Origin of the sequence: Marinobacter sediminicola, from assembly GCF_031157525.1 — a bacterium.
Taxonomy (GTDB): domain Bacteria; phylum Pseudomonadota; class Gammaproteobacteria; order Pseudomonadales; family Oleiphilaceae; genus Marinobacter; species Marinobacter sediminicola.
In genome coordinates this window covers 304591-330530 of the sequence record NZ_JAVIXR010000004.1, presented here as the reverse complement: position 1 = coordinate 330530, position 25940 = coordinate 304591, and the positions used below count along the sequence as shown (strand labels likewise).

Annotated in this window: 22 protein-coding genes; 5 read left to right on the top strand and 17 right to left on the bottom strand. The window is 53.3% G+C overall.

Annotated features, from left to right (window positions below):
- The first annotated feature begins 100 nt into the window (after positions 1 to 100).
- From RG807_RS08355 to RG807_RS08340, 4 genes are all read left to right on the top strand, one after another.
- A complete protein-coding gene (locus tag RG807_RS08355) occupies positions 101 to 754 on the top strand; it encodes a type II secretion system protein N (protein ID WP_309044481.1) in 654 nt (217 codons plus the stop codon).
- Positions 755 to 866: 112 nt separating this feature from the next.
- Positions 867 to 2483, top strand: coding sequence for an FAD-binding oxidoreductase (locus RG807_RS08350; protein WP_309044480.1), 1617 nt, complete (start codon positions 867 to 869; stop codon positions 2481 to 2483).
- 14 nt (positions 2484 to 2497) lie between these two features.
- On the top strand, positions 2498 to 4135 hold the full coding sequence (locus RG807_RS08345) for a glycerol-3-phosphate dehydrogenase/oxidase (protein WP_309044479.1): 1638 nt from the start codon (positions 2498 to 2500) through the stop codon (positions 4133 to 4135).
- Positions 4125 to 5684 carry an FGGY-family carbohydrate kinase gene (locus RG807_RS08340; protein ID WP_309044478.1) on the top strand — a complete coding sequence of 520 codons (1560 nt, stop codon included), beginning with the start codon at positions 4125 to 4127 and terminating at the stop codon, positions 5682 to 5684. The genes RG807_RS08345 and RG807_RS08340 overlap by 11 nt, the downstream gene beginning before the upstream one ends.
- A 53-nt stretch (positions 5685 to 5737) precedes the next feature.
- Here the strand turns inward: RG807_RS08340 and RG807_RS08335 are convergent, their stop codons facing one another.
- Positions 5738 to 7297, bottom strand: coding sequence for a DUF4139 domain-containing protein (locus RG807_RS08335; protein WP_309044477.1), 1560 nt, complete (start codon positions 7295 to 7297; stop codon positions 5738 to 5740).
- 282 nt (positions 7298 to 7579) lie between these two features.
- Between RG807_RS08335 and RG807_RS08330 the strand changes: the two genes are divergently transcribed.
- Entirely contained in the window at positions 7580 to 9202 is a 1623-nt protein-coding gene (locus RG807_RS08330) for a M28 family metallopeptidase (protein WP_309044476.1), read from the top strand.
- 236 nt (positions 9203 to 9438) lie between these two features.
- Here RG807_RS08330 and RG807_RS08325 read toward each other — a convergent pair whose 3' ends face one another.
- The 16 genes from RG807_RS08325 to pedF all read right to left on the bottom strand — a co-directional run bounded on the left by RG807_RS08325 (position 9439) and on the right by pedF (position 25587).
- Positions 9439 to 10251 (bottom strand): thioesterase family protein, encoded by an 813-nt coding sequence (locus RG807_RS08325; protein WP_309044475.1) that lies wholly within the window; start codon positions 10249 to 10251, stop codon positions 9439 to 9441.
- Positions 10252 to 10296: 45 nt separating this feature from the next.
- Positions 10297 to 11190 carry a DMT family transporter gene (locus RG807_RS08320; protein ID WP_309044474.1) on the bottom strand — a complete coding sequence of 298 codons (894 nt, stop codon included), beginning with the start codon at positions 11188 to 11190 and terminating at the stop codon, positions 10297 to 10299.
- Between the two features lie 59 nt (positions 11191 to 11249).
- Positions 11250 to 11852: an outer membrane beta-barrel protein gene (locus RG807_RS08315; protein WP_309044473.1), complete on the bottom strand. Its 603-nt coding sequence runs from the start codon at positions 11850 to 11852 to the stop codon at positions 11250 to 11252.
- A 274-nt stretch (positions 11853 to 12126) separates the two neighbouring features.
- Complete coding sequence (locus RG807_RS08310) at positions 12127 to 13023, bottom strand: hypothetical protein (protein ID WP_309044472.1); 897 nt, start codon at positions 13021 to 13023, stop codon at positions 12127 to 12129.
- A 339-nt stretch (positions 13024 to 13362) separates the two neighbouring features.
- Complete coding sequence (locus RG807_RS08305; protein ID WP_309044471.1) at positions 13363 to 15120, bottom strand: PAS domain-containing hybrid sensor histidine kinase/response regulator; 1758 nt, start codon at positions 15118 to 15120, stop codon at positions 13363 to 13365.
- Positions 15104 to 16267 carry an alcohol dehydrogenase-like regulatory protein ErcA gene (ercA, locus tag RG807_RS08300; RefSeq protein ID WP_309044470.1) on the bottom strand — a complete coding sequence of 388 codons (1164 nt, stop codon included), beginning with the start codon at positions 16265 to 16267 and terminating at the stop codon, positions 15104 to 15106. Before ercA ends, RG807_RS08305 begins: the two co-directional genes overlap by 17 nt.
- 52 nt (positions 16268 to 16319) lie before the next feature.
- Positions 16320 to 18062: an alpha/beta hydrolase family protein gene (locus tag RG807_RS08295; RefSeq protein WP_309044469.1), complete on the bottom strand. Its 1743-nt coding sequence runs from the start codon at positions 18060 to 18062 to the stop codon at positions 16320 to 16322.
- Between the two features lie 144 nt (positions 18063 to 18206).
- Entirely contained in the window at positions 18207 to 19361 is a 1155-nt protein-coding gene (gene pqqE / locus RG807_RS08290) for a pyrroloquinoline quinone biosynthesis protein PqqE (protein WP_435404662.1), read from the bottom strand.
- Positions 19361 to 19636, bottom strand: coding sequence for a pyrroloquinoline quinone biosynthesis peptide chaperone PqqD (gene pqqD, locus RG807_RS08285; RefSeq protein WP_309044467.1), 276 nt, complete (start codon positions 19634 to 19636; stop codon positions 19361 to 19363). Before pqqD ends, pqqE begins: the two co-directional genes overlap by 1 nt.
- Entirely contained in the window at positions 19636 to 20367 is a 732-nt protein-coding gene (gene pqqC / locus RG807_RS08280; protein ID WP_309044466.1) for a pyrroloquinoline-quinone synthase PqqC, read from the bottom strand. The genes pqqD and pqqC overlap by 1 nt, the downstream gene beginning before the upstream one ends.
- Positions 20364 to 21293: a pyrroloquinoline quinone biosynthesis protein PqqB gene (gene pqqB, locus RG807_RS08275; RefSeq protein WP_309044465.1), complete on the bottom strand. Its 930-nt coding sequence runs from the start codon at positions 21291 to 21293 to the stop codon at positions 20364 to 20366. Before pqqB ends, pqqC begins: the two co-directional genes overlap by 4 nt.
- 56 nt (positions 21294 to 21349) lie before the next feature.
- Complete coding sequence (gene pqqA / locus RG807_RS08270; protein ID WP_007153157.1) at positions 21350 to 21421, bottom strand: pyrroloquinoline quinone precursor peptide PqqA; 72 nt, start codon at positions 21419 to 21421, stop codon at positions 21350 to 21352.
- Positions 21422 to 21744: 323 nt separating this feature from the next.
- Entirely contained in the window at positions 21745 to 23265 is a 1521-nt protein-coding gene (exaC, locus tag RG807_RS08265; protein ID WP_309044464.1) for an acetaldehyde dehydrogenase ExaC, read from the bottom strand.
- Positions 23266 to 23387: 122 nt separating this feature from the next.
- Complete coding sequence (locus tag RG807_RS08260) at positions 23388 to 24350, bottom strand: quinoprotein relay system zinc metallohydrolase 1 (protein WP_309044463.1); 963 nt, start codon at positions 24348 to 24350, stop codon at positions 23388 to 23390.
- Positions 24347 to 25117: a quinoprotein dehydrogenase-associated SoxYZ-like carrier gene (locus RG807_RS08255; protein ID WP_309044462.1), complete on the bottom strand. Its 771-nt coding sequence runs from the start codon at positions 25115 to 25117 to the stop codon at positions 24347 to 24349. The genes RG807_RS08260 and RG807_RS08255 overlap by 4 nt, the downstream gene beginning before the upstream one ends.
- Before the next feature lie 44 nt (positions 25118 to 25161).
- Positions 25162 to 25587, bottom strand: coding sequence for a cytochrome c-550 PedF (pedF, locus tag RG807_RS08250; protein WP_216008052.1), 426 nt, complete (start codon positions 25585 to 25587; stop codon positions 25162 to 25164).
- Between the last annotated feature and the right edge of the window lie 353 nt (positions 25588 to 25940).

The window sequence follows — 25940 nt, the reverse complement described above, 5'->3', positions numbered from 1 at the left end:
AACCTGTGGTACTTTCGTTATTTTCACAGCAGTGTTTATTAGCCAGTCTTTTCATGATCAACGATTTTGGCAGCTTGCGAACGTGCCTTCAGGACAATCAATGCTCTCTATAGATCCAAAGGTTCCCATCGCTCTGGCTATCGTCGCAGGATTGGCCATGTTCGGCGCTACTGCATGGCAGGGGTATGGTTTCTGGCAAACGCAAAGCCACCAACCCTCTCAGGACACGTCTGCTGCATCACAACCACTGCCAGAGAAGCGCGAGACGCCCAAGCTGCCGCTTGCCTCTTTGGAAATTTTTGGTACAGCCCAGGTCGGCGAAGCCTCAATTGAGGAAAACACAGAGGATTTACCAGAAACCAACCTCAGGATTTTTCTCCGCGGCGTACTGGCAGCCGACGGCGAGTTCCCCGGTAGCGCACTGATAGAAGACGACAAAAGCAAAACAGAGGTCTTTCTGGTAGGCGATGAACTGCCCGGCAATGCCAAGCTTCGCTCTGTACATCCGAACCGTGTGGTTCTTGATCGCGGCGGAAAGCTGGAAAACCTGTATTTTCCGGAACCGGATGATCGTTCAGGCATAACCTTCTCTGCCGGCGTAGATGACCTCGAGCAATCTGAGCCACCAAGCCGAACACCGAACATCACCAGTCAGCCTACTTCTGCAACACCCCCGGGAAATGACCAGCCTCGCCGTGAAGAAATCCGCAAACGCCTTGAGCAGCTACGGGAGCGCCTCCGCACTAACGGCTAGTATTAGCACTCATGTCGGCAAATGACACAACCAATGTCGCTATGGGACAGTGTGCGCGTTGGATAAATCGATAGAATGAACGTCATTCAATTGATAACCGGAGTGTATGTTGATGCGACGTTGGAACGGTTGGGGCGATGAGCAATTCAATCTGGAGCTTCCCGCACAGGGTCAGGGCTTTCTTTCGGAGCGCATAGGGGCGAGCAAACCTCTTAGCGAAGCCACCCTGGAATCTGTCTGCGCTAAGGTTCCGGGCTCACGCCTGCCGGCTGACACCACCGTTGATTCTCTGATCGACACTACCCCTGAAACCCGAGTGCGCTATTCCCGCGGCCAAAGCCTTGATGACTGGCTAGCCATGCGCAGTGGCGATTTCAAGGTTTTCCCCGATGGCGTTGCCCGCCCTGAAAGCAGTCTCGACGTACAGAAGCTGCTCGACTATGCACAAGCCAACAAAGTCGACGTTATCCCCTACGGTGGTGGTACGAGCGTTGCCGGACACATCAACCCGTTGGCTGGCGACAAGCCTGTACTCACGGTAGACATGGGCGGCATGAACCGCCTCATGGATCTTGATCGCGAAAGCCAGGTTGCAACCTTTGGCGCTGGCACTCCGGGCCCCCTGGTCGAATCCCAACTGCGTGCTCACGGCTACACTCTTGGTCACTTTCCTCAGTCGTTTGAACTTTCAACTGTAGGCGGTTGGGTGGCCACCCGCTCAAGCGGCCAGCAATCTCTCCGTTACGGCCGAATCGAACAACTATTTGCTGGTGCCAGAGTTGAAACGCTAAAAGGCACACTGGACATCCCCACCATACCGGCCTCGAGCGCTGGTCCTGACATTCGCGAGATGATTCTTGGCTCTGAGGGCCGGATTGGGCTGATCACCGAAGTGAAGGTTCGTGTGAGCCGTCTGGCGGAGAAGGAAAGCTTTCACGTTGTGTTCTTTCCAGATTGGGATAAAGCGCGCACCGCGTGCCGAAAACTGGTTCAAAATCGCATTCAGCTGTCCATGCTCCGCCTTAGCAACGCCATAGAAACCGAAACCCAACTGGCATTGGCCGGGCACCCACACCTTATTGGCATGTTAGAAAAGGTACTTTCCCTAAAGGGCTCCGCTGAAGGCAAATGCATGATGACCTTCGGGCTGACCGGCAGCAAACATCAGTGCGCCAGCGCCAAGCAGGAAGCAAAGCGCATCTGCTCCGAGTACAAAGGTGTTTACACCGGCACCCGGCTTGGTAAGAAATGGGCCGAAAAGCGCTTCACGATGCCCTACCTCCGCGAGGCCCTATGGCAGCTTGGCTATGCCGTAGACACCCTTGAAACCGCCACCGACTGGGATAATGTAGACAACCTGCTCGGCCTGATGGAAAACAACCTTCGCACCAGTTTGCAGACCCGCGAAGAAAGCAAAAACGAACAGGCTCATGTATTCACTCACCTGTCGCACTTTTATGGTCAAGGATGCAGCATTTACACAACCTATGTGTTCCGGGTTGCAGACAGCTACGATGAAACTCTGGCCCGTTGGAAACATCTGAAAAACACCACGTCTGATTTGATCGTGCGCAATCGCGGCACCATCAGCCATCAACACGGGGTTGGCAAAGACCACGCGCCCTTCCTGCCGATTGAAAAAGGCGAGCTTGGAATGCTGGCAATTCGGTCACTGTGCAACACCTTCGACCCCGAAGGTATGCTCAACCCGAAAACCTTGATCGAATGAGCGGAGCGCCCCCGATGAACCGTCGAGACGCCTTGCTAAGCAAACTTAAGAGTAGCCCCCAAGCCTTTGATGTTGTTGTGATTGGGGGCGGTATAACAGGCGCGGGCATAGCACGGGAAGCTGCCGGCAGTGGGCTGAAAACCCTGTTGGTTGAGCAAAAAGATTTTGCCTGGGGGACCTCCAGCCGATCCTCGAAAATGGTTCACGGTGGCCTGCGGTATCTTGGCAGCGGCCAATACGGCCTGACTCGCGATGCGGTAACCGAGCGCCAGCGGTTGATGACAGAAGCGCCGGGATTGATAGACCCGCTGCGCTTTATCATGCCCCACTTTCAGCGCCAGTTTCCCGGGCCCCGGCTGTTTCAGATTCTGCTCCGCGTTTACGATTGGATAGCCCGCTCCAAATCCCGTCAGTTGCTGACACCGGGCGAAACCATGCAATGGGTACCCGGCCTGAATATGCAAAAGCTGACCGGCGCCAGCGGCTTTACCGACGCAGTCACAGACGACGCCAGGCTTGTACAGCGAGTGATTTCAGAAGCCCGCCAGGACGGCGCCTGGTGCCTCAACTACGTTAAGGCCGTGCGGGTACTTCGCGCCGATGGAAAAGTCAGCGGGCTCGAACTGCAAGCAGAAGACGATGCAAATACCTTCACTGTTGATACGTCTTTAGTTATTAATGCCACCGGTGTTTGGGCTGATCGACTGCAGCAACCGGACAACGGCGAACAGCCGATGACGATTCGGCCCCTTCGCGGCAGCCATTTAGTACTCCCCTGGAGCACCCTACCCGTTTCCTGCACTGTTTCCCTGCTCCATCCGGATGACAAACGCCCTGTTTTTGTCTTCCCGTGGGCGGGCACTACCGTGCTCGGAACCACAGATCTCGACCACAAACAAAGCTTGGATAACGAACCGCGCATTGCAGCGAACGAAGTCGACTATCTGTTACGCATTTCAAACAGGCTTTTCCCGGGTGCGGCTGTCTCCGCAAATGACGTGCTCTCCACTTGGGCAGGCGTTAGGCCCGTGGTTACAGACACGCCTAAGGTGGCTGGCGCAAATGGGCCATCGAAAGCCCCTTCCAAAGAAAGTCGCGAGCACGAGTTCCGCGAAGATAAAGGCTTAATCAGTATCGCCGGCGGCAAGCTCACTACCTTTCGCCTCATAGCAAGAGAAGCTCTTACCCGGGGCTTGGGCAGCGACGAACCATTGCGCGCAGAGAAAGACCCGGTATTCAGGCCAACACTTGCACCGCCAAAGCCAGACAGCATTAGCCATCAGAATTGGCAGCGCCTTACCGGCTTTTACGGCGCGGATCTGGCCTCTGTGCTTCAGTGCGGCCCGCTTACGCCTGTTGGCAACAATAGTGGTTCTGCCTCAGTCCCAGGTGATCTGCTCTGGGCCGAGGTTACATGGGCGTGTTCGCAGGAAGACGTAAAACACCTGGATGATCTTATGCTGCGCCGCACCCGGCTTGGGCTGATCGTTCCCGAAGGTGGCAAGGCACTGCTACCCGCCCTGAAGCTACATTGCCAAAGCGCTCTTAACTGGGATGACGACCAGTGGCATGCCGAAGAAGCGAGATATCTTGCGCTTTGGGGTGAAGCCCACTCCCTTCCAGAGTGCTCGGAGCAAAAGCATGCAGTCTGACCCGTTAATTCTGGCCATTGATAACGGCACTCAAAGCGTTCGCGCACTGCTCTTCGACACCAAGGGCAATCTGATTGCCAAGGGCCGGCAAGAGATAGAGCCATACTTCTCCGAACAGCCTGGTTGGGCAGAGCAGCACCCTGAGTATTTCTGGCAAAGCCTGGGCAAAGCCTGCGTTGAGCTTTGGTCATCCACCGACGTATCCCCAGACAGAATTGTTGGGATTTCTGTCACCACACAGCGTGGCACGGTGATTAACCTGGATGAGCATGGCAAACCGCTACGCCCGGCGATTATCTGGTTGGATCAGCGCCATGCCAGGGTTGATGGCCCGATTAAAGGCCTCTGGGGATGGGTCTTTAAACTGGCGCGACTTGAAGACACAGTCAAACGCTTCCGCGAAAACACGCAGGCTAACTGGATATCCCAGAATCAACCGGAAGTCTGGAAAAAAACCCGGCACTTTCTTCTGTTGTCCGGTTACTTGAATTACCGCTTAACCGGCGAGTTTCGGGATTCTACTGGCAGCCAAGTGGGCTACCTGCCATTTGATTATAAAAAACACCAATGGGCTTCCAAGCGGGACTTTAAGTGGGGCACCATGCCCGTTAAAAGATCCATGCTACCAGACCTCGTAAGTCCCGGCGCTACCCTGGGCCATCTCACGTCAGAGGCAGCCGTCCATCTGGGTCTCCGGCAAGGCTTACCGGTGATTGCTGCAGCTTCCGATAAGGCCTGTGAGATTCTTGGCTCCGGTGGCCTGACTCCGGATATTGGCTGCATGAGCTACGGCACAACGGCCACCATCAATGCGACAAATAAGAGGTATGTGGAGCCGGTTAAACTGATGCCGCCCTATCCTTCTGCACGGCCTGGCCACTACTCCACAGAAGTCATGATATATCGTGGCTTCTGGATGGTGAGCTGGTTCAAACGGGAATTCGGTTTGCGGGAAAGGGAAATTGCTGAAAAGCGCGGCATAGAGCCTGAAGAACTGTTTGATGAGCTGGTTCAATCCGTACCTGCGGGTTCCATGGGATTGATGTTGCAGCCCTATTGGTCGCCTGGCGTCCGCCAGCCTGGGCCAGAAGCCAAAGGCTCTATTATCGGTTTTGGTGACGTACACACCCGCTCTCATATCTACAGGGCAATTCTGGAAGGCTTGGCATACGCGCTGAGGGAAGGCAAAGAGAAAATCGAAAAGCGCAGTGGCATCAAGATAACCAAGCTTCGAGTAGCGGGCGGCGGCTCCCAGAGCGACGCCGCCATGCAGCTTACGGCAGACGTATTCGGCCTACCCGCCGAGCGCCCTCACACCTATGAAACCTCAGGGTTGGGAGCGGCCATAGATGCAGCCGTTGGGCTTGGTTTACACCCGGATTTTGAAACTGCAGTTGCTGCCATGACCCGAGTTGGGGATGTGTTTCACCCCAACCCTGAAGCACGCGATCTCTACGAAAGGCTATATTCCGAGGTGTACCTGCGCATGTACCCGCAATTGCAGCCGTTGTATCAGAAGATTCGGGATATTACCGGTTACCCGAAGTAGATTTGATCCAGTATTCCAAGGGCGCGCTTGCACGCACCCTTGGAATTCAGAGTTTAGATCCGTGGCAGTTCGGTTCCCTCAGGTACACGAATCTCAAATCCGGATTTTACATTGACTGTCCCACCCGCTGGCACCTCACGATCCCATGCCAAAACACCTTTTTTATCCTCAACATCCCGCTGCACCGGCTCGCTTATTTCAAGGGGCTTAACGGTCAGAATGTCTTTTTGGGATACGGGCATCCGATCAAAAACACGGACTTTTACTGCCTTCGAGTGATGATTGGTAATCTCAAAACGATTTTGCCGACGCTGAACGTTTTCGCTCTTCCACACACCCTCTTCACCTGTGCGCTCAAGCTCATTCACCACCGCCACACGAATACCTTCATCCACACCGAACCCCAGGGTTAGTTCCTCGCCGTCAGTCAGTTCAGGTAGATGGCCTTCTCCTACGCTCTGACCATCCCGGTATAGAGTGACTCGCCCAGCCGGTATGGGAGCCTCGGACGTGAATATGCCGGTAGCGTGCAGGTAACCGGTTGGGTTCATAACCGGTGCAGTCCAGGTAGCAACGTCTGCAGGAATACGGTGTTCGGCGACCGTCAGGCGCTGACCAGAATTGCCACTGGGAATAGCTACCGGCTGGGGCAGGCGATAACTCTGGGTGAAGGTACTTTGGCGTTCCACAATAGCCGGGCTACCCATTACCATCTCAGCCTGCATATCAGCTGAGCGCGCTAAGGACTTCGTACTATATACCTCCGGTGGCTCTGGGCTGACAACCCAGGAATACAGTGGCGGCATCGCAGTTCCCCTGCGGGCATTGGCCGTGGCAAGGTTCAGCTCTACTCCTTCCCAATCGATGCCTGTTGATTGCTGCACTACTGCAAGATGTTCAAGGGCTACTTCGCCCCCCGCCTTCCCTTCCAGCTCGGATGTCAGGCGTGCACTGTATTCGCTGCGCCAGCTGGCCTCCGACGTTTGAAACTTCAGCTTTACCTGGAGCTCGCCAACCACGGGTGCCTGATAGTGCACACGCACCTTCTTGGTGGCCTTGGCGCCTTGTTTAATTTGTGCAAGATCCCGCATCAAACGATCTCTCAAAGCAATATCGCCGGTCATTTCCGACCGGATAGTCCGGATCTCTGTCAGTGCTTTCTGGGTTGTATCCTTCAGCGCAGCGGCCATGTCGTTCAATTCTGAAGCCTTCAACTCATGGGGCAGTTCTGCGGCTTTGCTGGCAAGGGTTACCTGTTGGTTCCAGGCTTTAATCAAATCCTCCTGGGCTTGAATTCGCGCGCTCACAACAGCCAGCTCATCCTGAAGCCTGCGGGTTTCTCCGGCCACAAACTCTGCCTGCTCCACCCTGCTGATCTGCACCTGCTGGATCTGCGCTCCAGTAATCCCTTCAAGCACTACCTGAAGGCTCTGATCCTGCAAACTGACCGGTAAGCCACCGACTTCAACAATGCCCACGCCAGCATTTACCTGATCGCTCTCCAGCCAGGTAAGTTCGGCGTGGGATGGATACAAAGTGGCCGCCGTGATGTCTGCCTGTGCACTTAGCGGCGTAAACGCAATGGCGAATGCAAGTAAGCTATGTTTTTTCATTAGAAGCCCTTCGAGGTAGCGTCTGGTCTATGTGGAAACCTTAACTGTGCTCACTAACGCACAGGATAAACACTCTTTTATCAGCGACATGTCTATCAAACAACGATGTTTTTTGTAATGTTTCTCATCTGGCGAGACACAATAGTCCGAACTAGGCTTATGGCTGGCATCGAAGGAAGCAGTAATGCCCAGGAGCCTGTTTGTTCACAACTCAGGCGCCCTGTCCTGATAGCCCGGTACCACCGGGCCAAACAAAAAACCTCCCGGGATTGGAGAACTCAAATGAACATCTACACTGTTAGCCGCACCCTGGCGATAGGATCTGTTTTATTTGCGACAACTGCTTTAGCCGGCCCAAGCAACAAATCCAACGCCGACCTATATAATGCTTTTTGGAGCCCAGGCCACCTGAGTCCCTTCGAGTGCCGATTTGGCATTCTCAACAGTACGCCACTCGGCCTGCCTCGTTGTATGCAAGCCAACAACATTCAGTATCATCTGGATATGCTCTATGGCATCGCTCAAGCCAACGATGGTAACCGCGCCGCCGGGCTGCCCGGATACAAGGCGTCGGTTGATTACATCAAAACCACACTGGAGAGCGCTGGGTACGAAGTCGAAATCCAACCCTTCCCATTCAACGCATACTACTCCGCCGGGGATGGAGTTTTACAAGCCACTGCACCCACTCCGGTGAATTATGTGTGGGACGAAGATTTCACCTACCTATCACAAACTGAACCCGGTGATGTATCAGGCACTGCGGTTCCTGTCGATGTTCAGCTCGGCCCCGACAACACATCAACAAGCGGCTGCGAAGCGGAGGATTTTACCGACTTTCCGGCGGGCTCGATTGCTGTTATCCAGCGTGGCGCCTGTGCTTTTGGACAGAAAGCCACTAATGCCGCCAATGCCGGTGCCCTTGGCGTGGTTATTTTTAACCAGGGCAATACCGACGACCGCAAAGGCTTGCTGAATGCCACTCTCGGCGACGATTACGCTGGAGGCATTCCCGTTGTATTTACAACCTACGATATAGGCGCAAGCTGGGCGGACCAACCAGGTTTGGCGTTACGAGTCGTCGCTAACGTAGTCAGAGAGCTAACAGAGACCTTCAACGTAATAACCCAAATTCGCCGCGGCAGTGCGGACAACGTAATAATGACCGGCGCGCACCTCGACTCCGTGTTTGAAGGCGCCGGTATAAACGACAACGGATCTGGCAGTGCGGCTTTACTCGAGCTGGCCCTGCAAATGAAGCGAGCTCACCCCCGCAACCAGGTTCGCTTCGCCTGGTGGGGCGCTGAAGAGGCCGGCCTCGTGGGGTCAACGTTTTACGTAAACAACCTGACTCAGGAAGAGCAGGATAAAATCAAGGTGTATCTGAACTACGACATGATTGGTTCGCCCAACTTCGGGAATTTTATCTACGATGGCGATGGCTCTGATTTCGAGCTTGCCGGTCCTGCAGGATCCGCTGCCACTGAGGCGCTTTTTGAAAAGTACTTCAATCTGCGGGGCATAGCATCAGAGGGTACTGAGATCAGCTTTCGTTCCGATTACGCTCAGTTCTTTGAGGTCGGCATAGCCTTTGGAGGACTGTTTACGGGTGCTGAGGGAATAAAAACCGAGGAACAGGCAGCCAAGTTTGGCGGCGAAGCAGGCATCTCATACGATCCTTGCTACCACGCAGCCTGTGACGACATCACCAACGTTGACGAATTGGCACTGGAAATCCATGGTGACGCAGCAGCGTTCGTTACCAGCTGGCTGTCACTTTCAACACGGGTGATTGACAGGGAAATTGCGCAAGCCGAAAACGCGCAACCTGCAGCAAACGCACGCTCACTGCAGGTGGAACAAAAGCACGACATTACCCATTGGGGTGATAAGTGGATCAAGTAGTGATTCCAGTATAAAAACCCAAAGGGAGGGCCGCTTGCAAGATTGGCCCTTCCTATTACACCCATTCGTAATTCAGTCTAGGGTACATCCTGCTTGCTGGCGTTTTCGTTTCGAGCAAGTTCCTGCGCCCGACTATCACCAACTCCGCATCCCGCTCCTCGATGAGAAAGCACACTTCAGACTCATGCAGGGGTAATCTGGAAAACACGTGCATGCCATACAAGTTGGCTAGCCCACTAGCCCTCAGCCCCTGGCATTCTCATGGGAAGGATAGTCTGCATGACTTTGCCCACCGGTCCCTGGCGATCGAACAACGTCGTTTCAACCAAGCCGACTGCTGTTTCTTGCATACGGCTGCGAGCATCCAGACCCAACCACTCACCCACAGGCATACGATGAAGATAAAGGGTTGCGTCGGCATTGATGCATCCCACACCACCACCCAAGCTCAGTTGGCCTACACCGTTACCAAAATCGCAAAGCGTTGCGGCCATAACACCAGGGCTGGTTTCGACACCCTCCACAACGGGTAACGGCAGTTTCATCCATGCAATACCCTGCCCCTTAGCGTGAACACCATCAATGAGCACGGCTTTTGCTTTGCTGTGCAGCCCCACTGGGCTGTATTGATTTGTCCAACCTGCTGCCTCCGAAATGTTTACGTCAACAGGCCCTGTGGGAGGTTCGTACTCTGCAGGCGAAAAGCGACCGTATTCCGGAACGACGGCCTCACTGTGCGCCATAAAAAGCGCACTTGCGCGCGCGACCTTTATATCGCCAGCCAGTAACGATGCCTCAAGTATTTGAAGTCGCGAGCCGCCGCGCACCAATCGAGTGGTCACCGCCAGGGGCGCATCCGGCGCAGGCCTTAACAGATCCACTGTAAGCCTCGCCAGGTTCAAACTGGCATTATCCGACGCATGTTCCATGGCATGCGCCATCAAACCCACCACAGGCCCACCATGCAGGTGCTGCGGGCTCCATGGGCCTCGGCTCGAAGGCGTTGGGATATATAAATCTCCTTCACGCCGAAACAGCGCCTCAATCATGATAGGTCCTTGTTGTTGTCAAAATAAGATGAGCGATAATACCTTTCAGCGCGTCTCCACCCTCAACTCAGATAGAGAGAAGCGAGAGGCTCTTTGCGACACGACTGCCTGTGCCACGCCCGAGACGATAATTAACGCGCAGCCAGACATCTGCAGCGGGTTCAGGCTCTGGCCAAACAGCACCCACCCGAGTGCAACAACAGTAATTGGCTCCAGATAGGCCAAGGTGCCATAAGTCGCCGTTGGGAGTGCTCGCAAGGCAACAACCGCTAACATAATGGCCAGGAACCCCGGAACAACACCTGCTGTAACCAACCACCCCCACTGCGCGCCAACAATACTGTCACCTTGCTGCAGCATAAAAGGCAGTATGCACAGAGCTCCGACCAGCATTTGGTAGCCGCTGCGTGTCAGTACATGCACCCGCTCGGGAATCAGCCGGTTTGTCACAATAAACGCGGCATAACAAAGCATGGCACACAGTGCGTAAAACAGGCCAACCGCCTCTTCCTTTCGCCCCGAGAGACTGAAGTTAAACTCCATCATCATCGCGAAGCCAAACAATGCCACCCCAATCAATGCTGTGCTGGAACCGGTTAGCCGCTCGCCCATAAAAAAGTGCGCAGTAATAGACGCGGTTACAGGTGCCAGGTAGAGCAACATCACAGCGTTGGCCATGCTCGTATAGCCCAGCGCCACAATATAAAAAACCACAAACCCTGCCAGAAACCCGCCCGTCACCAGAACCTGAATGCCGGGCCAACTAAGCATTTTATCTTTCTGGCCAGTAACCAGAAGAAAGCCACCCATCAAGACTGCACCGATAAACAGACGGTAAAATGTAACCGTTTCGGCACTGACATCGGCGTAGATGGAAATCGCCCCGATGGTGCCCATAGAAACGGCAGCCAGAATGGCTGCCAATATGTGTGAGTTCATTTGCTCAGGATCCCGCATTCATAATTTCAATCTTTTGTGGGAGCCAGTTGCCCCAACCATCAGAACCGGAATTCGGGTCCGATGCTGAAGACATTGATATCGGTCTGCCCTAGTTCATCTTCATCGCCGACATTAACCAGGTAGTCCCAGTCAGCCCGCAAACGAAGAGTGTCAGAGACCTCGTAGCTAACTCCCAACCCGGTTCTGAAGGCGACGCCGCTATCACTGTCGCTCTCTGACACCGTCATGAACCCATTACTGGCTGCTGCCTCATAGTTAAGGCGCCAGAACAGCAATCCGGCCTTTGTGAACAGTTTGAACGGGCCTTTTTCTGGCAAGCCAACCTGCAAAGTGGTATCCACAAAATGGCCGCTCACAGCTACCGCAACGCCCACTCCACCAAACACACCCGACGCCTCAACATCATCTGCATAGCGGTAGCCAAATTCAAGGTTCGCAAATCCATTTAGCTCTGTGCCTCCATAAATTCGAAGTGTAGGCGCACTGTCATCACATTTGGTTTCAGACCCATCACAAAAATCCTCTACGGTGGCCTGTCCCAGAGAGATACCTATATAGGCCGGACGAGCATCGGCGGCGAGTGCTGATGTATGTGCCGTAATAGCTAGTGCCAGCACCAATGCTGGTTTAACTAATTTCATTGAGGTGTTCCTTTAAGTAATAAATTTCCATAGCCGGCTTGGCGGCCAATCAGACAAGGATAATTGTTACAGGCTAACAGGTAGGCAGCTTCAATTGCTTAAAGAAACAATATTGCTTGATTCAACTCGATAATCCAAGGGTTTAGTCGGCATCATCACACTTTCGATTTTACCGCGCTGATTTTCGGGGATCAGGTACAGTTCTGGCAGAACCACGGAATTAAATACCTGCGCACACAACGGTTTAACCCGTGCGAACCTGCCTTCGACTAATTCATGCTCGCTCTCCAGCGCCCCGACAGAGCACTGAACAGAAACGGCCCTGTCCTTGTAAAAAAAAAGCGTATTGCCGCATCTGCTGAAACATCACCACACCCGCTCGTTCCGCAAGCAGGCCAAAATCTACAAAGTAGCCGGGCAAATCCTCTATGGACACCATTCCGTAGTCATAGAGAACGCCATCTTCCGGAACCAGCGCATCAACCTCACCTGGTTGCAGCATTCCAGCAACATCAGACCGGCTAATATGCGCACCACCCATTTCACGAACATGAAGGATGACCAGCTCCATGCCAGTCCCTGCCTCACTCTGCCATTTGCGAACAATGTGCGGGCGATTAGCTTTCTTTTCCTGCCATGATTTTGGCAGCTCAATGCGAAGGACTACACCACGAGACTTGCCGGTGCCGTCAGTTTGGTAGGTTTGCCGAAAACCGTTTGCATATTCACTTACAGGATTCTCTGAAAACCGGACTGCAAGAAGATATTCAAGAGTCGGGCTATAGATATCACCCTTTGCCCTGTTGCGTACTTCCTCCAGAAAGTTCTCGGCAAGAATCCGGTTAATCTCCTCACCCTGGGCCATATCCATTAACTGATTTTCGAGTTTGGCCCTGAATACTTTAAACACATCTTCGCCTAAAAACTCGACCAGTTTCGGCTCCAGATTTACGTGAATATCACCAAACGCTCTCTGAAACTTAAGTTTGGCCAGCAAAGCCTCTCGGGCAAGGTCAGGATAATCATCGGCAATTCGTTGCAACGTGAGGTTTTGCCCAAACACAAACCCATAGGCTTCACCAAGGCCTGAGGCGTTCCTGGAGCTTGGCTCGATAGCCTGGATCGGGGATGCACAAATCATCAACCCTATCAGCAGGAAAAAACCTCTCACAGGAAACCCTCTACAAATGCACAAACACTCACTCAGTAGCGAATCGTATGCAACAACACTGCTGACTTCCCTAAAACGTCCTGTCAAAAAACCGGTACACCCTCACAGAGCCCCTAAGACCGGTGATTTGCTATGCGTTCTAGCCCGGTTGTTAATGTAGCTCTAATTTCTTCTCGCAACCATGGCGGTTCCAGAATATCGCAATGAATGGCCCGTACTGCCAACTCAGTTGTTGTAATCGATTTTGGGATACCGGGGCACCATTCCGAGCATCGCGAGATAGCGCACGGCTGTACTGGACACTATAGAACTCTTTGTCTGACGGGGAAGGCTGTTGTATCAAACCGATGCGATCAAACTCGAGATTAATGCTCGCAACCGATTAGGCTTCACGGGCTTATTCAGAATAGGCAGGTTTTGGGAACGCATTTGCTGGCGTGTTTCAACGCTGTGATCGGCGGTTATTAAAGCTGCGGGTATCTGGTGCCCCAGCATCTTTCGAATAGCATGGATTGCATCGGAGCCTACGAGGTCATAGTCCAGATGATAGTCAGCCAAAATCGCCACGGGTTGCTCATTTGTCTGTTCAAGATATGCAATTGCAGCCTCGCCGCTGGGTGCGGTGATAACAGAACAATCCCAGCGCTCGAGTAGAAGTTTCATACTCTCGAGCACCGAAAGGTCATTATCGATAACCAGTATTTTTGCTCCCGCAAACCCTTTGGCGAAGATCTGTGCTGTATTAATTCCCGGTTTCGGCACTGTCGGCTCACTGCTCTTCTCCATAGGAAGTGTTAGCGCAAATCGAGAACCTCGCCCCGGGCGAGACACCACATCCATTTTGCATTGGAGCACTCGAACCATCCGATCCACTATGGCCAGCCCAAGCCCTGCGCCCTGCCGGCCACCGGTACCCTGCGGCAAAAGCTGATGAAATTCAGTGAAAATTTCTTCGAGCTTACTTTCGTCAATCCCCACTCCGGTATCCCAAACCTCAATCCGCAGGGCATTCGGTCTCGATCTCAGTGCGAGTAAGATCCGGCCTTGCGGGGTATACCGAAAGGCGTTGCTGAGCAGGTTTCTTATGACTCTGGTCAGCATTCTCTGATCGGTTTTAACCATGGCTGGTATCGAACGAATGCGGAAATCCAGCTCAGCATTCGCTGCAATTGCTTCGAACTCTTCCCCCAACCCTTCAACCAGGGCTGCTACATCCGTCATAACCCAGTCAGGCACCATGGCTTGCTGATCGAGTTTTGATATGTCCAGCAGGTCTGCCAGCAAGTCTTCCGCGCCTTCTAAGGCGCGGTGAACCTGTTGGACCATTCGACTTTCTTCGGAAGGCAACTGGCTTTCCTGTAGCGCTGAGATCATAAGGCGGGCAGCATTCAACGGCTGTAGCAAATCATGACTGGCCGCGGCCAGATACTTGTCTTTGCTACGGTTCGCATCCTGGGCAGCCTTTACCGCAACCACCAGTCCGCGCTCCGCCTTTTCCCGCTCCTCAATTTGATAGTGCAAGCCATCATTGGCCTGCTGCAGGGCTGCCGTGCGCTCATCCACTCTGCGTTCAAGGTCTGCATTCAACTGCACAAGTTTTTCGCGGGACTGTACTCGCTCACTGATGTCGGCAACAAAGGCTTCAACTACTTCCGGCCCCAAGTCAGGCCGCCTAAGCAAGGTAATTGCCACATGCACCGGGGTTGAATCTGCTCGCCGTAACCGGGTTTCCCGCGCACTCAGGCTGCCGTGGTCAAGCAACTCCTGCCGGAGGGTGTCGAACTCACTGGCGCTGCAGAAAAGCTGTTCCCTGAGGCGTATTACTCGCTGCTGCAGATCCTCCGGGTTTTCGTAACCACAAATCTTTGCCATCGCCGGATTACAGGCCAGGAACCCTGCCCGCAAGTTGCCTTGAAACACACCGTGCAAGGCGTTTTCAAATAACCACTTATACCGGTTTCGCTCCTGTTCAAGTTCTTCAATGCGATCCTGAAGCGCGGGGTAATAGTTCTTTCTGACGGATTGGCTGCCAAACCCCAGCAACTCCCCAATACCGTATCCGCCAGCTTGCGGTTGCTCGTCAGAGGGCTTCTTCATAAACAACCTGAACATCTCTCAACGATGACTTGCGGGGGTTGGTTAGTATGCAAGGGTCCTGTAGAGCAAATCCGGAAAGCTGTGGTATGTCAGATACGCTGACACCGAAATCAGCCAGGCTTTCATGCAGACCAACTTTGCGTTTGAGCTGGATAATGCGATTCATCAGCTGTTTCTGGATTTCCGGTTTGCCCATTCCTCGTGTATCAATATCCATGGCCTCGGCGACACGTTTGAATCTGTCTTCCGCAGATCGATAGTTGTAGGCCACCACGTGTTCAAGCAGCAGCGCATTGCAAAGACCGTGGGGCAAATCGAGAAAGCCGCCCAGGCTGTGAGACATGGCATGAACGGCGCCGAGTATCGCGTTGGAAAAAGCCAACCCTGCCTGCATAGATGCCAGCATAATCTGCTCACGCAGGAACGGATCTGCTGTGTTCTCAACCAAGGGCTCAAGGTTGCGGTTAATCAACCGGATAGCTTCCAATGCATGGGAGTCTGTAAGAGGGCCGCTACCCGTTGAGACAAATGCTTCAATCGCATGAACCAGTGCGTCCACACCTGTGCAGGCTGTCAGGTAGCCGTTCATGGTCTCAGTGACTTCCGGGTCAATCAATGACACGTCCGGCACCACGGCTTTGCTGATTATCGAAAATTTGAAGCGGCGGTTAGGGTCAGAAATGATGGCAAACTGAGATACATCAGCAGATGTGCCGGCAGTCGTCGGAATAAGGATTAGCGGCGGAGGCGGGTTAGAAATGGTGTCTACGCCCTCAAAATCGAGAATATGCCCACCGTTGCTGGCAATAATCCCGATTCCCTTGGCGCAATCCATAGGGCTGCCGCCGCCGATGGCAACGATGACATCACAGTCAGAAGATTTATAAAGCTCGGCACCGGCCATCACCTCGTCTACTCGAGGGTTGGCAGACACCCCGGTGAATACCGTTGTTCGCAAGCCTGCATCCGTTAATAAGGTGACAATTTCACCCACCCAGCCAACGCCCGCGACACCAGGATCTGAAACAAGAAATACGTGCTTTGCCCCAAGATTGCTCGCAAAGTTCGCAACAGACTTGCGTGCCCCTGCGCCGAACACAATTTCAGGCGAAACGAATTTTCTCAGAACAGATATGTCGTGACTCATAGGGCTCGCTCAACATTATGTTTTTTCTTATTGAAGTGAACGATAGTCTAACTCATGTTAACCAAGGGTTCACCGGATCCTGGCTATGCTTGAGGTAAAACGTATGCAGAGCCTCAAGCATTCTTACCTGGCTCTTTTCCTGAATAAATCCGTGGCCTTCTGTCTCAAACCAGTGCAACTCTGGTGACTGCCCATTTCCTCTCATGGCTTCAACCATGTTTCTGGTCTGCTCGGGGACAACCACCTTGTCCAAGCCTCCCTGAAAAAAGATAACCGGTGTGTTTATTGCTGTCGCCCGTAATCTTGGCGTTCGGTCTTTCCAGCGCTGCCCATGCCGGCCAGGATCGCCCAATAACCAGTCCAAGTACCCCGACTCGAATCGATGGGTCGCTTGCCGAAGCTGTAGCGGGTCGGTAACGCCATAAAGGCTAGCCCCTGCGGCGTAACGGTCGCTTTCTGAAAGGGCCATGAGCGCCGTATAGCCTCCTGAACTGCGCCCCTGGATAAACACTTTGTCTTTGTCGGCCATGCCAGCGGCAACGAGCCTCGCAGCCGCGCGGGACATATCATCGACATCGGCTTCTCCCCAGCAACCCGCCAACGAAAGCCTGAAATCTCGACCGAACCCCGTGCTACCCCGATAATTCACTTCCGCAACGGCAAAGCCGCGATGGCACCAAAACTGAATCTGCGGGTTGAAAACCGGGTAAGCCGCCGATGTTGGGCCTCCATGTGCTATCAAAATAAGTGGAGGCGCTTTGGCTGTATCACTTGTCGGTGGGTAGTAAAAACCCTGAGGAAACTGGGCGCTCCCATTAAGACCTGAAACCTCAAAGCTGCGTGGCAGGGAAACCTCATAGCCAGGAAGCGCCTTCTCGCCTCCGGCCAGAACCGAAACACACCCGGTAACCGGGTCTATTCTCAGTACTGCATCAAGATGCGAGGCAGATTTTGCAATGGCATACAAATAGCCTTGTGCGGTGCACAGTGAGCGGAAATCGCTGTAGGCCTCCGCTACCCTGATACACCCATGGTTACTACCTGAGAGCCAGAGTTCGCCTGTACCATTTCGATAGCACACACGAGCCCAGTGTGCGCCCGGCAGTGCACAGTGGTGAGACTCACTCAATTGCCATGGCGCGTTTGCATGATCCAGTTGCGGTGTTTCGCCCGCGGATGACCAACCTCCCCCACCCTGAGAGTAATCAACCTGCCAGGGTTGCCACCAGCCCTCGTGGTCAGATATCACCCAAAGGGACTGCCCCATAAAAACAGGCTGTTGGATAGAAGCCTCATGGGGGGCATCGTGGACCTGGCAATTGTCCAGGCGCCCGTCGCTTCCGATATCCGCAGTCCACAGTCTGGTTCTTACCCAAGGCATATCAGGTAACTGCCAACTGACCCAGGCAATGTTGCGGCCATCATCCGAGAGCGCTGGCGCACTGTAAAAATCTTCGCCACAGTGCAGAATCTCACGCTCACCGGTTAGTGTTACTGCAACCAGCGCTTGTTGGCTGGTGCTCACCCCAGAGTCAATATCTTTCCATTCCCGGACAGCAAGAACCCGGTTTCCTTTCCGATCAACGGTAAGTCCTCCATAAGCCGCCCTATCATCGGTCAGTGTGTAACACTGTCCGTCGCTGGTACGGATAAAATGGAGGGTCTGGTCTTCACTCACCACAAAAACGCCTGCAGATGAAGCCGCAATGGCACCTCCACCATAGCCGTTCACCCGGCTGCGGATGCCGAGGTCGCCATTATAAAGTTGAGCCGTGGCATTGCTCTGATGGCTCATATGCCATAACCGATTGATGCCTGTGTGAGGCTCATTCTGCAGCCAGAAGATCCCGGTTTCACAAACCACGAGATTGCTACGGTGCGTGAGACTTCTACACACCTCACTAGCGGCTGGAGGGGGCGCATCGTTAGCCACTTTTCGTCAGCTCTTAAAAAACAGTCTTGAATTGTCTGAGTTGCGGTAAACCAAATCCGCTATGCCAATTGCAGAATGGTCGGCGGATTTGCGCGCTGCCAGAATACGGTCATGGTAAGAAGACTTACTGCAAACCGGGTCGGCGTTATCTGCGCTGCCCGTTAGCAGGTAGGCCTGGCAGCGACAGCCGCCAAAATCTTTTCCCTTTTCATCGCAGGATCGGCAAGGCTCCGGCATCCATGCATCACCACGGTAGTGATTGAAACCGGGGCTGTCATACCAGACCGATTTCAGGGCTGTGTCCTTTACGTTCGGAAAATCAATCGGTAATAGTCGTGCACTGTGGCAGGGTAACGCCGTGCCATCCGGGGCCACTGTCAGAAAAAGGCTTCCCCAGCCATTCATGCAGGCCTTCGGGCGTTCCTCGTAGTAATCCGGCGTTACGAAAATCAACTTCATGGCAGAACCCGATGCTTCAAGCTCTGCACGGTAATCGTTTACTTCATGCTCGGCTTTTACCAGCTGGGCTTTGGACGGCATTAGCCCTTCACGGTTTTCAAGCGCCCAACCGTAATACTGACAGGTCGCCAACTCTACAAAATCTGCATCCAGGCCTTTGCACAGCGCCATGATGTCTTTCATTTGATGAATGTTGTGGCGATGAATGACAAAGTTCAGCACCATGGGGTATCCCGCCTGCTTGATCGCAGTCGCCATTTTCAACTTCTGGTCAAAGGCTTTGCGTGAGCCCGCTATGGCGTTGTTCAGTTCCGGGTCTGATGCCTGAAAGCTCACCTGTATATGATCCAGACCTGCCTGGGCAAACGCGTTCACTTTGGCTTCTGTGAGGCCAAGGCCAGAGGTGATGAGGTTGGTGTAATAGCCCAACGATCGAGCCTCTCCAATCAACTCTTCCAGATCTGTGCGCACCAAGGGTTCACCACCAGAGAAGCCTAGCTGCGCAGCGCCCATCTCACGCCCCTGCCGCAATACCCGAATCCATTCGTCGGTGGTAAGTTCCTTTTCTGTCTGTGCGAAATCAAGTGGGTTGGAGCAGTATGGGCATTGCAGGGGGCAGCGATAGGTAAGTTCAGCCAGCAACCACAAGGGCGGACCAACATTCAAATGAGCGTTGTGCTTCTTAGCAGGGTTAGGCGACATCATGAGACCTCCAACCAATGCTGATTACAGGCATGCTCCAGAAACTGGCAGACATCGTTTGCCAGCGCACCAGCTTCCGGGAACGTTTGTTCCAGTGCCGCAACGATATCTTTCACGCTGCGCTTACCGTCCACCTCTCCAAGGATGGCTCCGGCACTTTCGTTCAGCTTCACCATGCCTTCAGGATAAAGAAGCACGTGGCACTGTTGCGCAGGCTCCCATTGGAACCTGAACCCGCGCCGAAGGCGAAGTACGTTATCTGTGGAAATATCCATTACAGCCCCCTGTGCCAGATTTGCTTATCCGTTACGGTATGAAACGGTGGCGTGTTATGGCTATAGGCCATGGTGAGAGCGTCGAGCATGGTCCAGAGGATATCCAGTTTGAACTGAAGGATATCCAGTGCCCTTGCCTGCTGCTCTGGCGATGTAAAATGATCCAGGGTAATGCACAGCCCGTGTTCAACATCACGCCGCGCCTCAGACAGGCGCTTGCGGAAATAACTGTAGCCACCCTCATCTATCCAGGGGTAGTGCTGCGGCCAACTATCAAGCCGGGACTGGTGGATTTCCGGCGCAAACAGTTCGGTTAGGGAGGAGCACGCCGCCTCCTGCCAAGTCGCCCGCCTGGCAAAGTTAAGATAGGCATCTACTGAAAACCTGACTCCCGGTAACACGTGCCGCTCGTCAATCACCTCTTTCCGGCTCAGGCCTACGGCCTCCGCCAGGCATAACCAGGCTTCAATACCACCACAATCTCCGTCGTGGCCATCGTGATCTAGAATCCGCTGCATCCATTGCTGGCGAACGCCGGCATCCGGGCAGTTGGCCATAATGGCCGCATCTTTTCGCGGAATCATTATCTGGTAATAGTATCGGTTGGCGACCCAACCCCGAATCTGTTCAGGTGTGCACTGCCCGCTGTACATGGCCTTATGATAGGGGTGGTGAATATGATAAAACCGGCCTTTATCCCGCAGCGACAGTTCGAAATCTGATCTGTTCATGGCGCACCCTTCCACTCAATCTCCATACCATCCCACGCCACTTCGATGCCGTGACTTGTTAGCTCTGCACGCTCTGTGGAATCTTCATCGAGGATAGGATTGGTATTATTTATGTGGATCAGAATCTTGCGTTTGGCTGGCATGGTATCCAGGACCTCTATCATGCCACCGGGGCCACTCTGTGCCAGGTGCCCCATATCCTGACCTGTTTTAGTGCCCACTGCCTGGCGAATCATTTCATCGTCGTGCCACACAGTTCCGTCAACCATCAGCAAATCAGCTTTTCGCATCCACGACAGAATGCGGGAATCCATACGCCCCAAACCCGGCGCGTACAACATGCGCTGCCCGGTGCGAGTGTCCTCAATAAAAATACCGATATTGTCACCGGGATGAGGGTTACCCCGGCGCGGGGAATAGGGTGGCGCGTTGCTTAACAAAGGAATGGCGGTCAGGTTTAATGAAGGCGCACAGGGGATAGTAAACACAGAAGATTCGTTAGCGGGCACTTCACGCCAGTTCATTCCACCGTTCCAGTGTTCCAGCATCGGGAACAACGGGAACCCGGTGCTCAAATCCCCTTTAACCTGAGCCGTGCACCATACGTCTAACGGAAGCCCTTCTCTCAAGGTCAACAGCCCCGTAGTGTGATCAAGCTGGCTATCAATCAGCACAATCGCGTTGATGCCGGTATCCCGGAGTGTTCGAGCTGGCTGTGAGGCATCCCAAGAGCCTAATTGCGCACGAATGTCAGGTGATGCATTGAACAGAATCCATCGTTCACCGTCTTCGCTGACTGCAATGGATGACTGGGTTCTTGCAGTGGCATTAAGGGTGCCTTTGCGGAACCCGTGGCAGTTAGCGCAGTTGCAATTCCACTGCGGGAATCCCCCACCAGCGGCTGATCCAAGAACGTGAATATACATAAGCAGAAGCTCCGTACGTAAAACGGCCAGAGGTAATGCTCTGGCCGTTTTATACCTCAGCGGTTGGCGAAGTACATGGTCACTTCGAAACCGATACGCAGATCTTCATAGGCAGGTTTGGTCCACATAATGCTCACCTCTTTTGTCATGATTGTTTGTGCATTAAGGGTGGATCAGCAGTATTGCCAACACCCTGAAACCAATCCTAAAGTGAGATTCAGAACGCCTATATGGTACTTTCGAACTGTTTTGGTAAGGCCATAAGTTGTATGAAAGGTATGGGTATAATCAGGTTTCCGGAAACGGTGGACTGCTTTGGGAAATGCCGCAAAAAAAGGGCCCTATAAAGGGCCAAAAGAGCAGGACACAACAGTGAACATCTTCAGAGAAAACATAGGAGCAAACGCTGCCGCCCCTCGCACCAGCAAGGGGCGACTCATTCACTTACACGTTAAAAAAAGCCCAACGGGTTAGCGTCGTAGCTGGTCAGCATGCACTTGGTTTGCTGGTAGTGATCCAGAGCCAGCTTATGAGTTTCACGGCCAATACCGGATTTCTTGTAGCCACCAAAAGCAGCATGGGCAGGGTAAGCGTGGTAGCAGTTCATCCACACCCGACCGGCTTGAATGCTGCGGCCCATGCGGTAGGCCCGGTTAGTATCCCGTGTCCAAACGCCGGCACCCAGGCCAAATTCTGTGTCGTTGGCAATCGCCAAGGCTTCTTCTTCGGTTTTGAAGGTTGTAACACCCACAACCGGGCCAAAGATTTCTTCCTGGAACACCCGCATGCTGTTATCACCCTTGAAAAGAGTGGGCTGAATGTAGAATCCGTTATTGAACTCGCCTTCCATGTTCTCACGATCACCGCCTGTGAGAACGACAGCGCCTTCCTGCTTGCCTATCTCAAGGTAAGACATGATTTTGTCGAACTGCTCTTTACTTGCTTGCGCACCAACCTGCACGTCAGTATCCAGAGGGTTACCGCGCTTGATCGCCTTGGTCCGCTCCACAACCTTCTGCATGAACTCTTCATACATGTCTTCCTGAACCAGAGCACGCGATGGACAGGTGCAGATTTCACCCTGGTTGAAGAAAGCCAGAACCAGACCTTCAACACACTTGTCGACAAACTCAGGCTCCGCATTCATTACATCCGAGAAGTAGATGTTGGGAGACTTACCGCCAAGCTCAACCGTTGAGGGAATGATGTTCTCGGCAGCACACTTCAGAATGTGGGAGCCAACCGGAGTTGATCCGGTGAACGCTATCTTGGCAATGCGCGTGCTGGTAGCCAGAGCCTGCCCGGCCTCAATACCGTAGCCATTAACGATATTTAGCACACCCGGTGGCAACAGATCGCCGATGATTTCCATCAGCACCAGGATGCTCGCTGGCGTTTGCTCTGCTGGCTTGAGCACGGTGCAGTTGCCTGCAGCAAGACAAGGTCCTAACTTCCAGGCTGCCATCAAAATCGGGAAGTTCCAGGGAATGATCTGGCCCACAACACCCAGAGGCTCATGAAAATGATAAGCCACGGTATTATGGTCGATTTCACCCATGTGCCCTTCTTGAGCCCGGATGCAGCCGGCAAAATAACGGAAGTGGTCAGCCGCCAGTGGAATATCCGCATTCATGGTTTCACGAACGGCTTTGCCGTTATCCCAGGTTTCCGCAACTGCCAGTTTTTCGAGATTGGCTTCAATGCGATCTGCAATTTTCAAAAGAATATTAGAGCGCTCTGCTGCAGAGGTTTTACCCCAAGCTGGTGCAGCTTTGTGGGCAGCATCAAGCGCCAGATCAATATCTTCGGCAGTTGAGCGCGGAACTTCGCAAATCACATCGCCAGTAACCGGCGTAGTGTTCTCAAAATACTGCCCTTTAACCGGGGCAACCCACTCACCGCCAATATAATTTCCGTAGCGTGATTTAAAAGAAACAACGGAGCCTTCTTGTCCTGGTTGTGCGTAGATCATGGTTTGAACCTCTTGTTGTGTTTTTTCTGAACAACGCTGTTTTTGCGCTTACGTATCTAATCTAAGTTCCCAGAAGGGCTAACAAAATGAGTCGTTCGGGGCGAATAACTACTCCCTTAGTACTAATGCCTGTTCAGAGCACGCTTTTCGTAATCTGCATACAGGTGGCTTACGGTACGAACCAGCTCGTATCTCGCGCCTTCGACTTCTGAAAAGCGCTCAGGAATCGCGGTATCAATCACCTCTGAAGCGCTTAAACCCCGCGCAGCAGATCCAGCCAGAACATCATCCAGCCAGGTCAAATAATCAATCATTTGGAGAAATGCCCGGTCATCTCGAATCACCGGCCCGTGACCTGGCACCACAAGGGAGAACGGCAGCTGCGCAAGCTGACGTATTTCGGAGCGCCATAAGGCTACCCCTGGTGTTTGAGGTGTGGTTAATGCCCTGTTGAAAAACACCATGTCTGAAGCAAACAGCGCCCCGGAGGTTTCATCCAGCACAACCAGATCTGCGCCGGTATGCCCCTGCATCGCTATCAAACGTAGCTGCCGATTCCCCAGACTGAGCAAGCCTGGCTGCACTCTGTTCATAGGCACAGTTACCTCAGTGCCACGCATCCAGTCGCCGATCATGCGATACATGTTGTCTGAAAAAGCTTCACCGTCCTGCTCAAGCAGGCTGGCCGATTCATCAAGCATGTAAAGTGTGTTCGGCTCAAAGGCCTGGCTGCCAAAGGCGTGATCCGGGTGATGATGGGTGATCAGCACTTTCACGATTGGCTCACTGGTGTGACTCTCAATCAATGCACGGAACTCTTCCCCATACCTGCGGGAAGGCCCCGTATCGATAACAACAACGCCCTCACCTGTTTCAATAAAGCCGGTATTTAGAATGTTGCCGCCATTGGCTTTCGAGAAGTTGTCTGTACTTCCGACAACCACCCAAACACCTTCCGCAACGGGAGTTGCTTCCAGGCTATAGGACTTACCACTTGCACCGGTGCCCGACGAAAAGGCCAACGCCCAAAACAGAACTGCAACCAGCCAGGCGATATTTCTATGGTGGGATCGGAGGCGGCTCATGGCGATGCCTCCCCAATGGCACCTTCAAATTGGTAGCCGTTGTTATCCTTCATGTGGATAGACAGGTGAGGAATTCCGCCTTCGAATTCAAAAACAAACATCGGGTTTTCAGCGGCAGACTCGGCCAGGGTCATTGTCAGCAGCAGGTTATCCGAGGACTCATTCCGAACTTCAACATCGCCTACAAAAAAGGCCGGTACATTCCCGACCATTCCGGAGTCCATGGGATGCAACAGACTGGCCTTGATGCGCGTATTCCCGCGATCAGAGAACAAGCCGGATTTCAGGGTGCCGAACTCACTCTCCCAGTCTGAATTGCTTAATACTTCCCGGGGTGCCGTACAGCCGCCGCCAGCTGCATCCACATAGCCGCTGTCAATGTGCCAAACACCCTGTTCATCCAGCACAGCTGCTCGAACACTGCTGGCCTGCTGCACCCGAAAGTTAAGGGACACCAGCTTGAGCTGACCGTCTGTACTATTAGCCGTGAACAGGTGGGGAACGGGATTCATATCCACCCATGTCACTACCTTATTCACCTTGTGTGGAAACTCACGCAAGTTCACGGCCAATGGAACCTGCGTACTGTCTTCAGCGAAATCAGGAACTGACAAGCCCACTCGCTCGTCCACTACAACCGTTACCTCTTGCCCGAGGTATCGCTCAATGTTGTAGGCCCATAACGGCGAGCCCAACGGGTCAGACGGAAGATCTGCCCAGGAAGCGCTCGCAAACAGAGTAAAAGCACATAGCCAATATCGCCTCATACCTCACCTCCAGGTCAGGATCTCGAGTACTTATGCGAAAGCTGTTACTGCCCGGATACCGATTCCACATAGGTCCGTATGGACCAAATGGCTGTTTGCCCGAGATTGCTTTTAAACGACGGCATGCCCCGGTCGGTTCCGTTCATTACCCGCCCGATAAAGTACTCATCGTCCCATTCTGTGAGCTCACGCAAATCCGGGGTTAAACCACCGGATTGGGCCTCAATGCCGTGACAGCCGGCGCAATTTCCGGCGTAAGCACTCATACCAACTTCAACGGCTTCTGCATTCAATTTGCTTAGCTCATTTCCGTCGCGAAACGGGTTTTCGTTCAGAGCTTCACGGCCCAGATCCGGCAGGTCACCCGTATCAACTGGCTGTGGCGTCACGTTACCGTGCCCGGTAGCGGCTGCAGCCCATACCAAGGCTCCAGCGCAAAGAATCTTTTGAATCGACTTGGAGTACGACATAGCCTCATACCTCTTTTTGTTTTGTCTGCCATTGTTTTCCCAAGTAGCCGTGCGGCGTATCGGGCTGTCTCCAAGTCTAAGAAATGCCTTACTTGCCGGTGTACTCCACTTTGGCTGCTGCGCCTTAGATCTTTGGTAGTAGACCTATCGACCAGAGGCCAAAGCACGAGCCCCCTGCCCCGGGAAACGGAAAAACTGAACAATCAGCGTGTTGCACATCTGTCAGGAAAATTTCCCGGATTGCAGTACCCCGTATCCCGATCACCTCATGGTTTTCTCCGTCGCCTGATTGAGCACTCCATGCCAATACTCATGGCGTCAACGCAACCAACGAATGCGTTTGTCACAACAAC

Coding starts and splice junctions, on each gene's coding strand:
- RG807_RS08320 (WP_309044474.1), bottom strand. CDS start 11,190: ATGAACTCACACATATTGGCAGCCATTCTGGCTGCCGTTTCTATGGGC.
- RG807_RS08345 (WP_309044479.1), top strand. CDS start 2,498: ATGAACCGTCGAGACGCCTTGCTAAGCAAACTTAAGAGTAGCCCCCAA.
- pqqC (WP_309044466.1), bottom strand. CDS start 20,367: ATGAACAGATCAGATTTCGAACTGTCGCTGCGGGATAAAGGCCGGTTT.
- RG807_RS08325 (WP_309044475.1), bottom strand. CDS start 10,251: ATGATTGAGGCGCTGTTTCGGCGTGAAGGAGATTTATATATCCCAACG.
- RG807_RS08260 (WP_309044463.1), bottom strand. CDS start 24,350: ATGAGCCGCCTCCGATCCCACCATAGAAATATCGCCTGGCTGGTTGCA.
- ercA (WP_309044470.1), bottom strand. CDS start 16,267: ATGAGTCACGACATATCTGTTCTGAGAAAATTCGTTTCGCCTGAAATT.
- RG807_RS08315 (WP_309044473.1), bottom strand. CDS start 11,852: ATGAAATTAGTTAAACCAGCATTGGTGCTGGCACTAGCTATTACGGCA.
- RG807_RS08355 (WP_309044481.1), top strand. CDS start 101: ATGCTCTCTATAGATCCAAAGGTTCCCATCGCTCTGGCTATCGTCGCA.
- pqqB (WP_309044465.1), bottom strand. CDS start 21,293: ATGTATATTCACGTTCTTGGATCAGCCGCTGGTGGGGGATTCCCGCAG.
- RG807_RS08350 (WP_309044480.1), top strand. CDS start 867: ATGCGACGTTGGAACGGTTGGGGCGATGAGCAATTCAATCTGGAGCTT.
- RG807_RS08335 (WP_309044477.1), bottom strand. CDS start 7,297: ATGAAAAAACATAGCTTACTTGCATTCGCCATTGCGTTTACGCCGCTA.
- RG807_RS08305 (WP_309044471.1), bottom strand. CDS start 15,120: ATGAAGAAGCCCTCTGACGAGCAACCGCAAGCTGGCGGATACGGTATT.
- RG807_RS08295 (WP_309044469.1), bottom strand. CDS start 18,062: ATGAGCCATCAGAGCAATGCCACGGCTCAACTTTATAATGGCGACCTC.
- RG807_RS08340 (WP_309044478.1), top strand. CDS start 4,125: ATGCAGTCTGACCCGTTAATTCTGGCCATTGATAACGGCACTCAAAGC.
- RG807_RS08330 (WP_309044476.1), top strand. CDS start 7,580: ATGAACATCTACACTGTTAGCCGCACCCTGGCGATAGGATCTGTTTTA.
- pedF (WP_216008052.1), bottom strand. CDS start 25,587: ATGTCGTACTCCAAGTCGATTCAAAAGATTCTTTGCGCTGGAGCCTTG.
- pqqE (WP_435404662.1), bottom strand. CDS start 19,361: ATGTCGCCTAACCCTGCTAAGAAGCACAACGCTCATTTGAATGTTGGT.
- pqqD (WP_309044467.1), bottom strand. CDS start 19,636: ATGGATATTTCCACAGATAACGTACTTCGCCTTCGGCGCGGGTTCAGG.
- RG807_RS08255 (WP_309044462.1), bottom strand. CDS start 25,117: ATGAGGCGATATTGGCTATGTGCTTTTACTCTGTTTGCGAGCGCTTCC.
- exaC (WP_309044464.1), bottom strand. CDS start 23,265: ATGATCTACGCACAACCAGGACAAGAAGGCTCCGTTGTTTCTTTTAAA.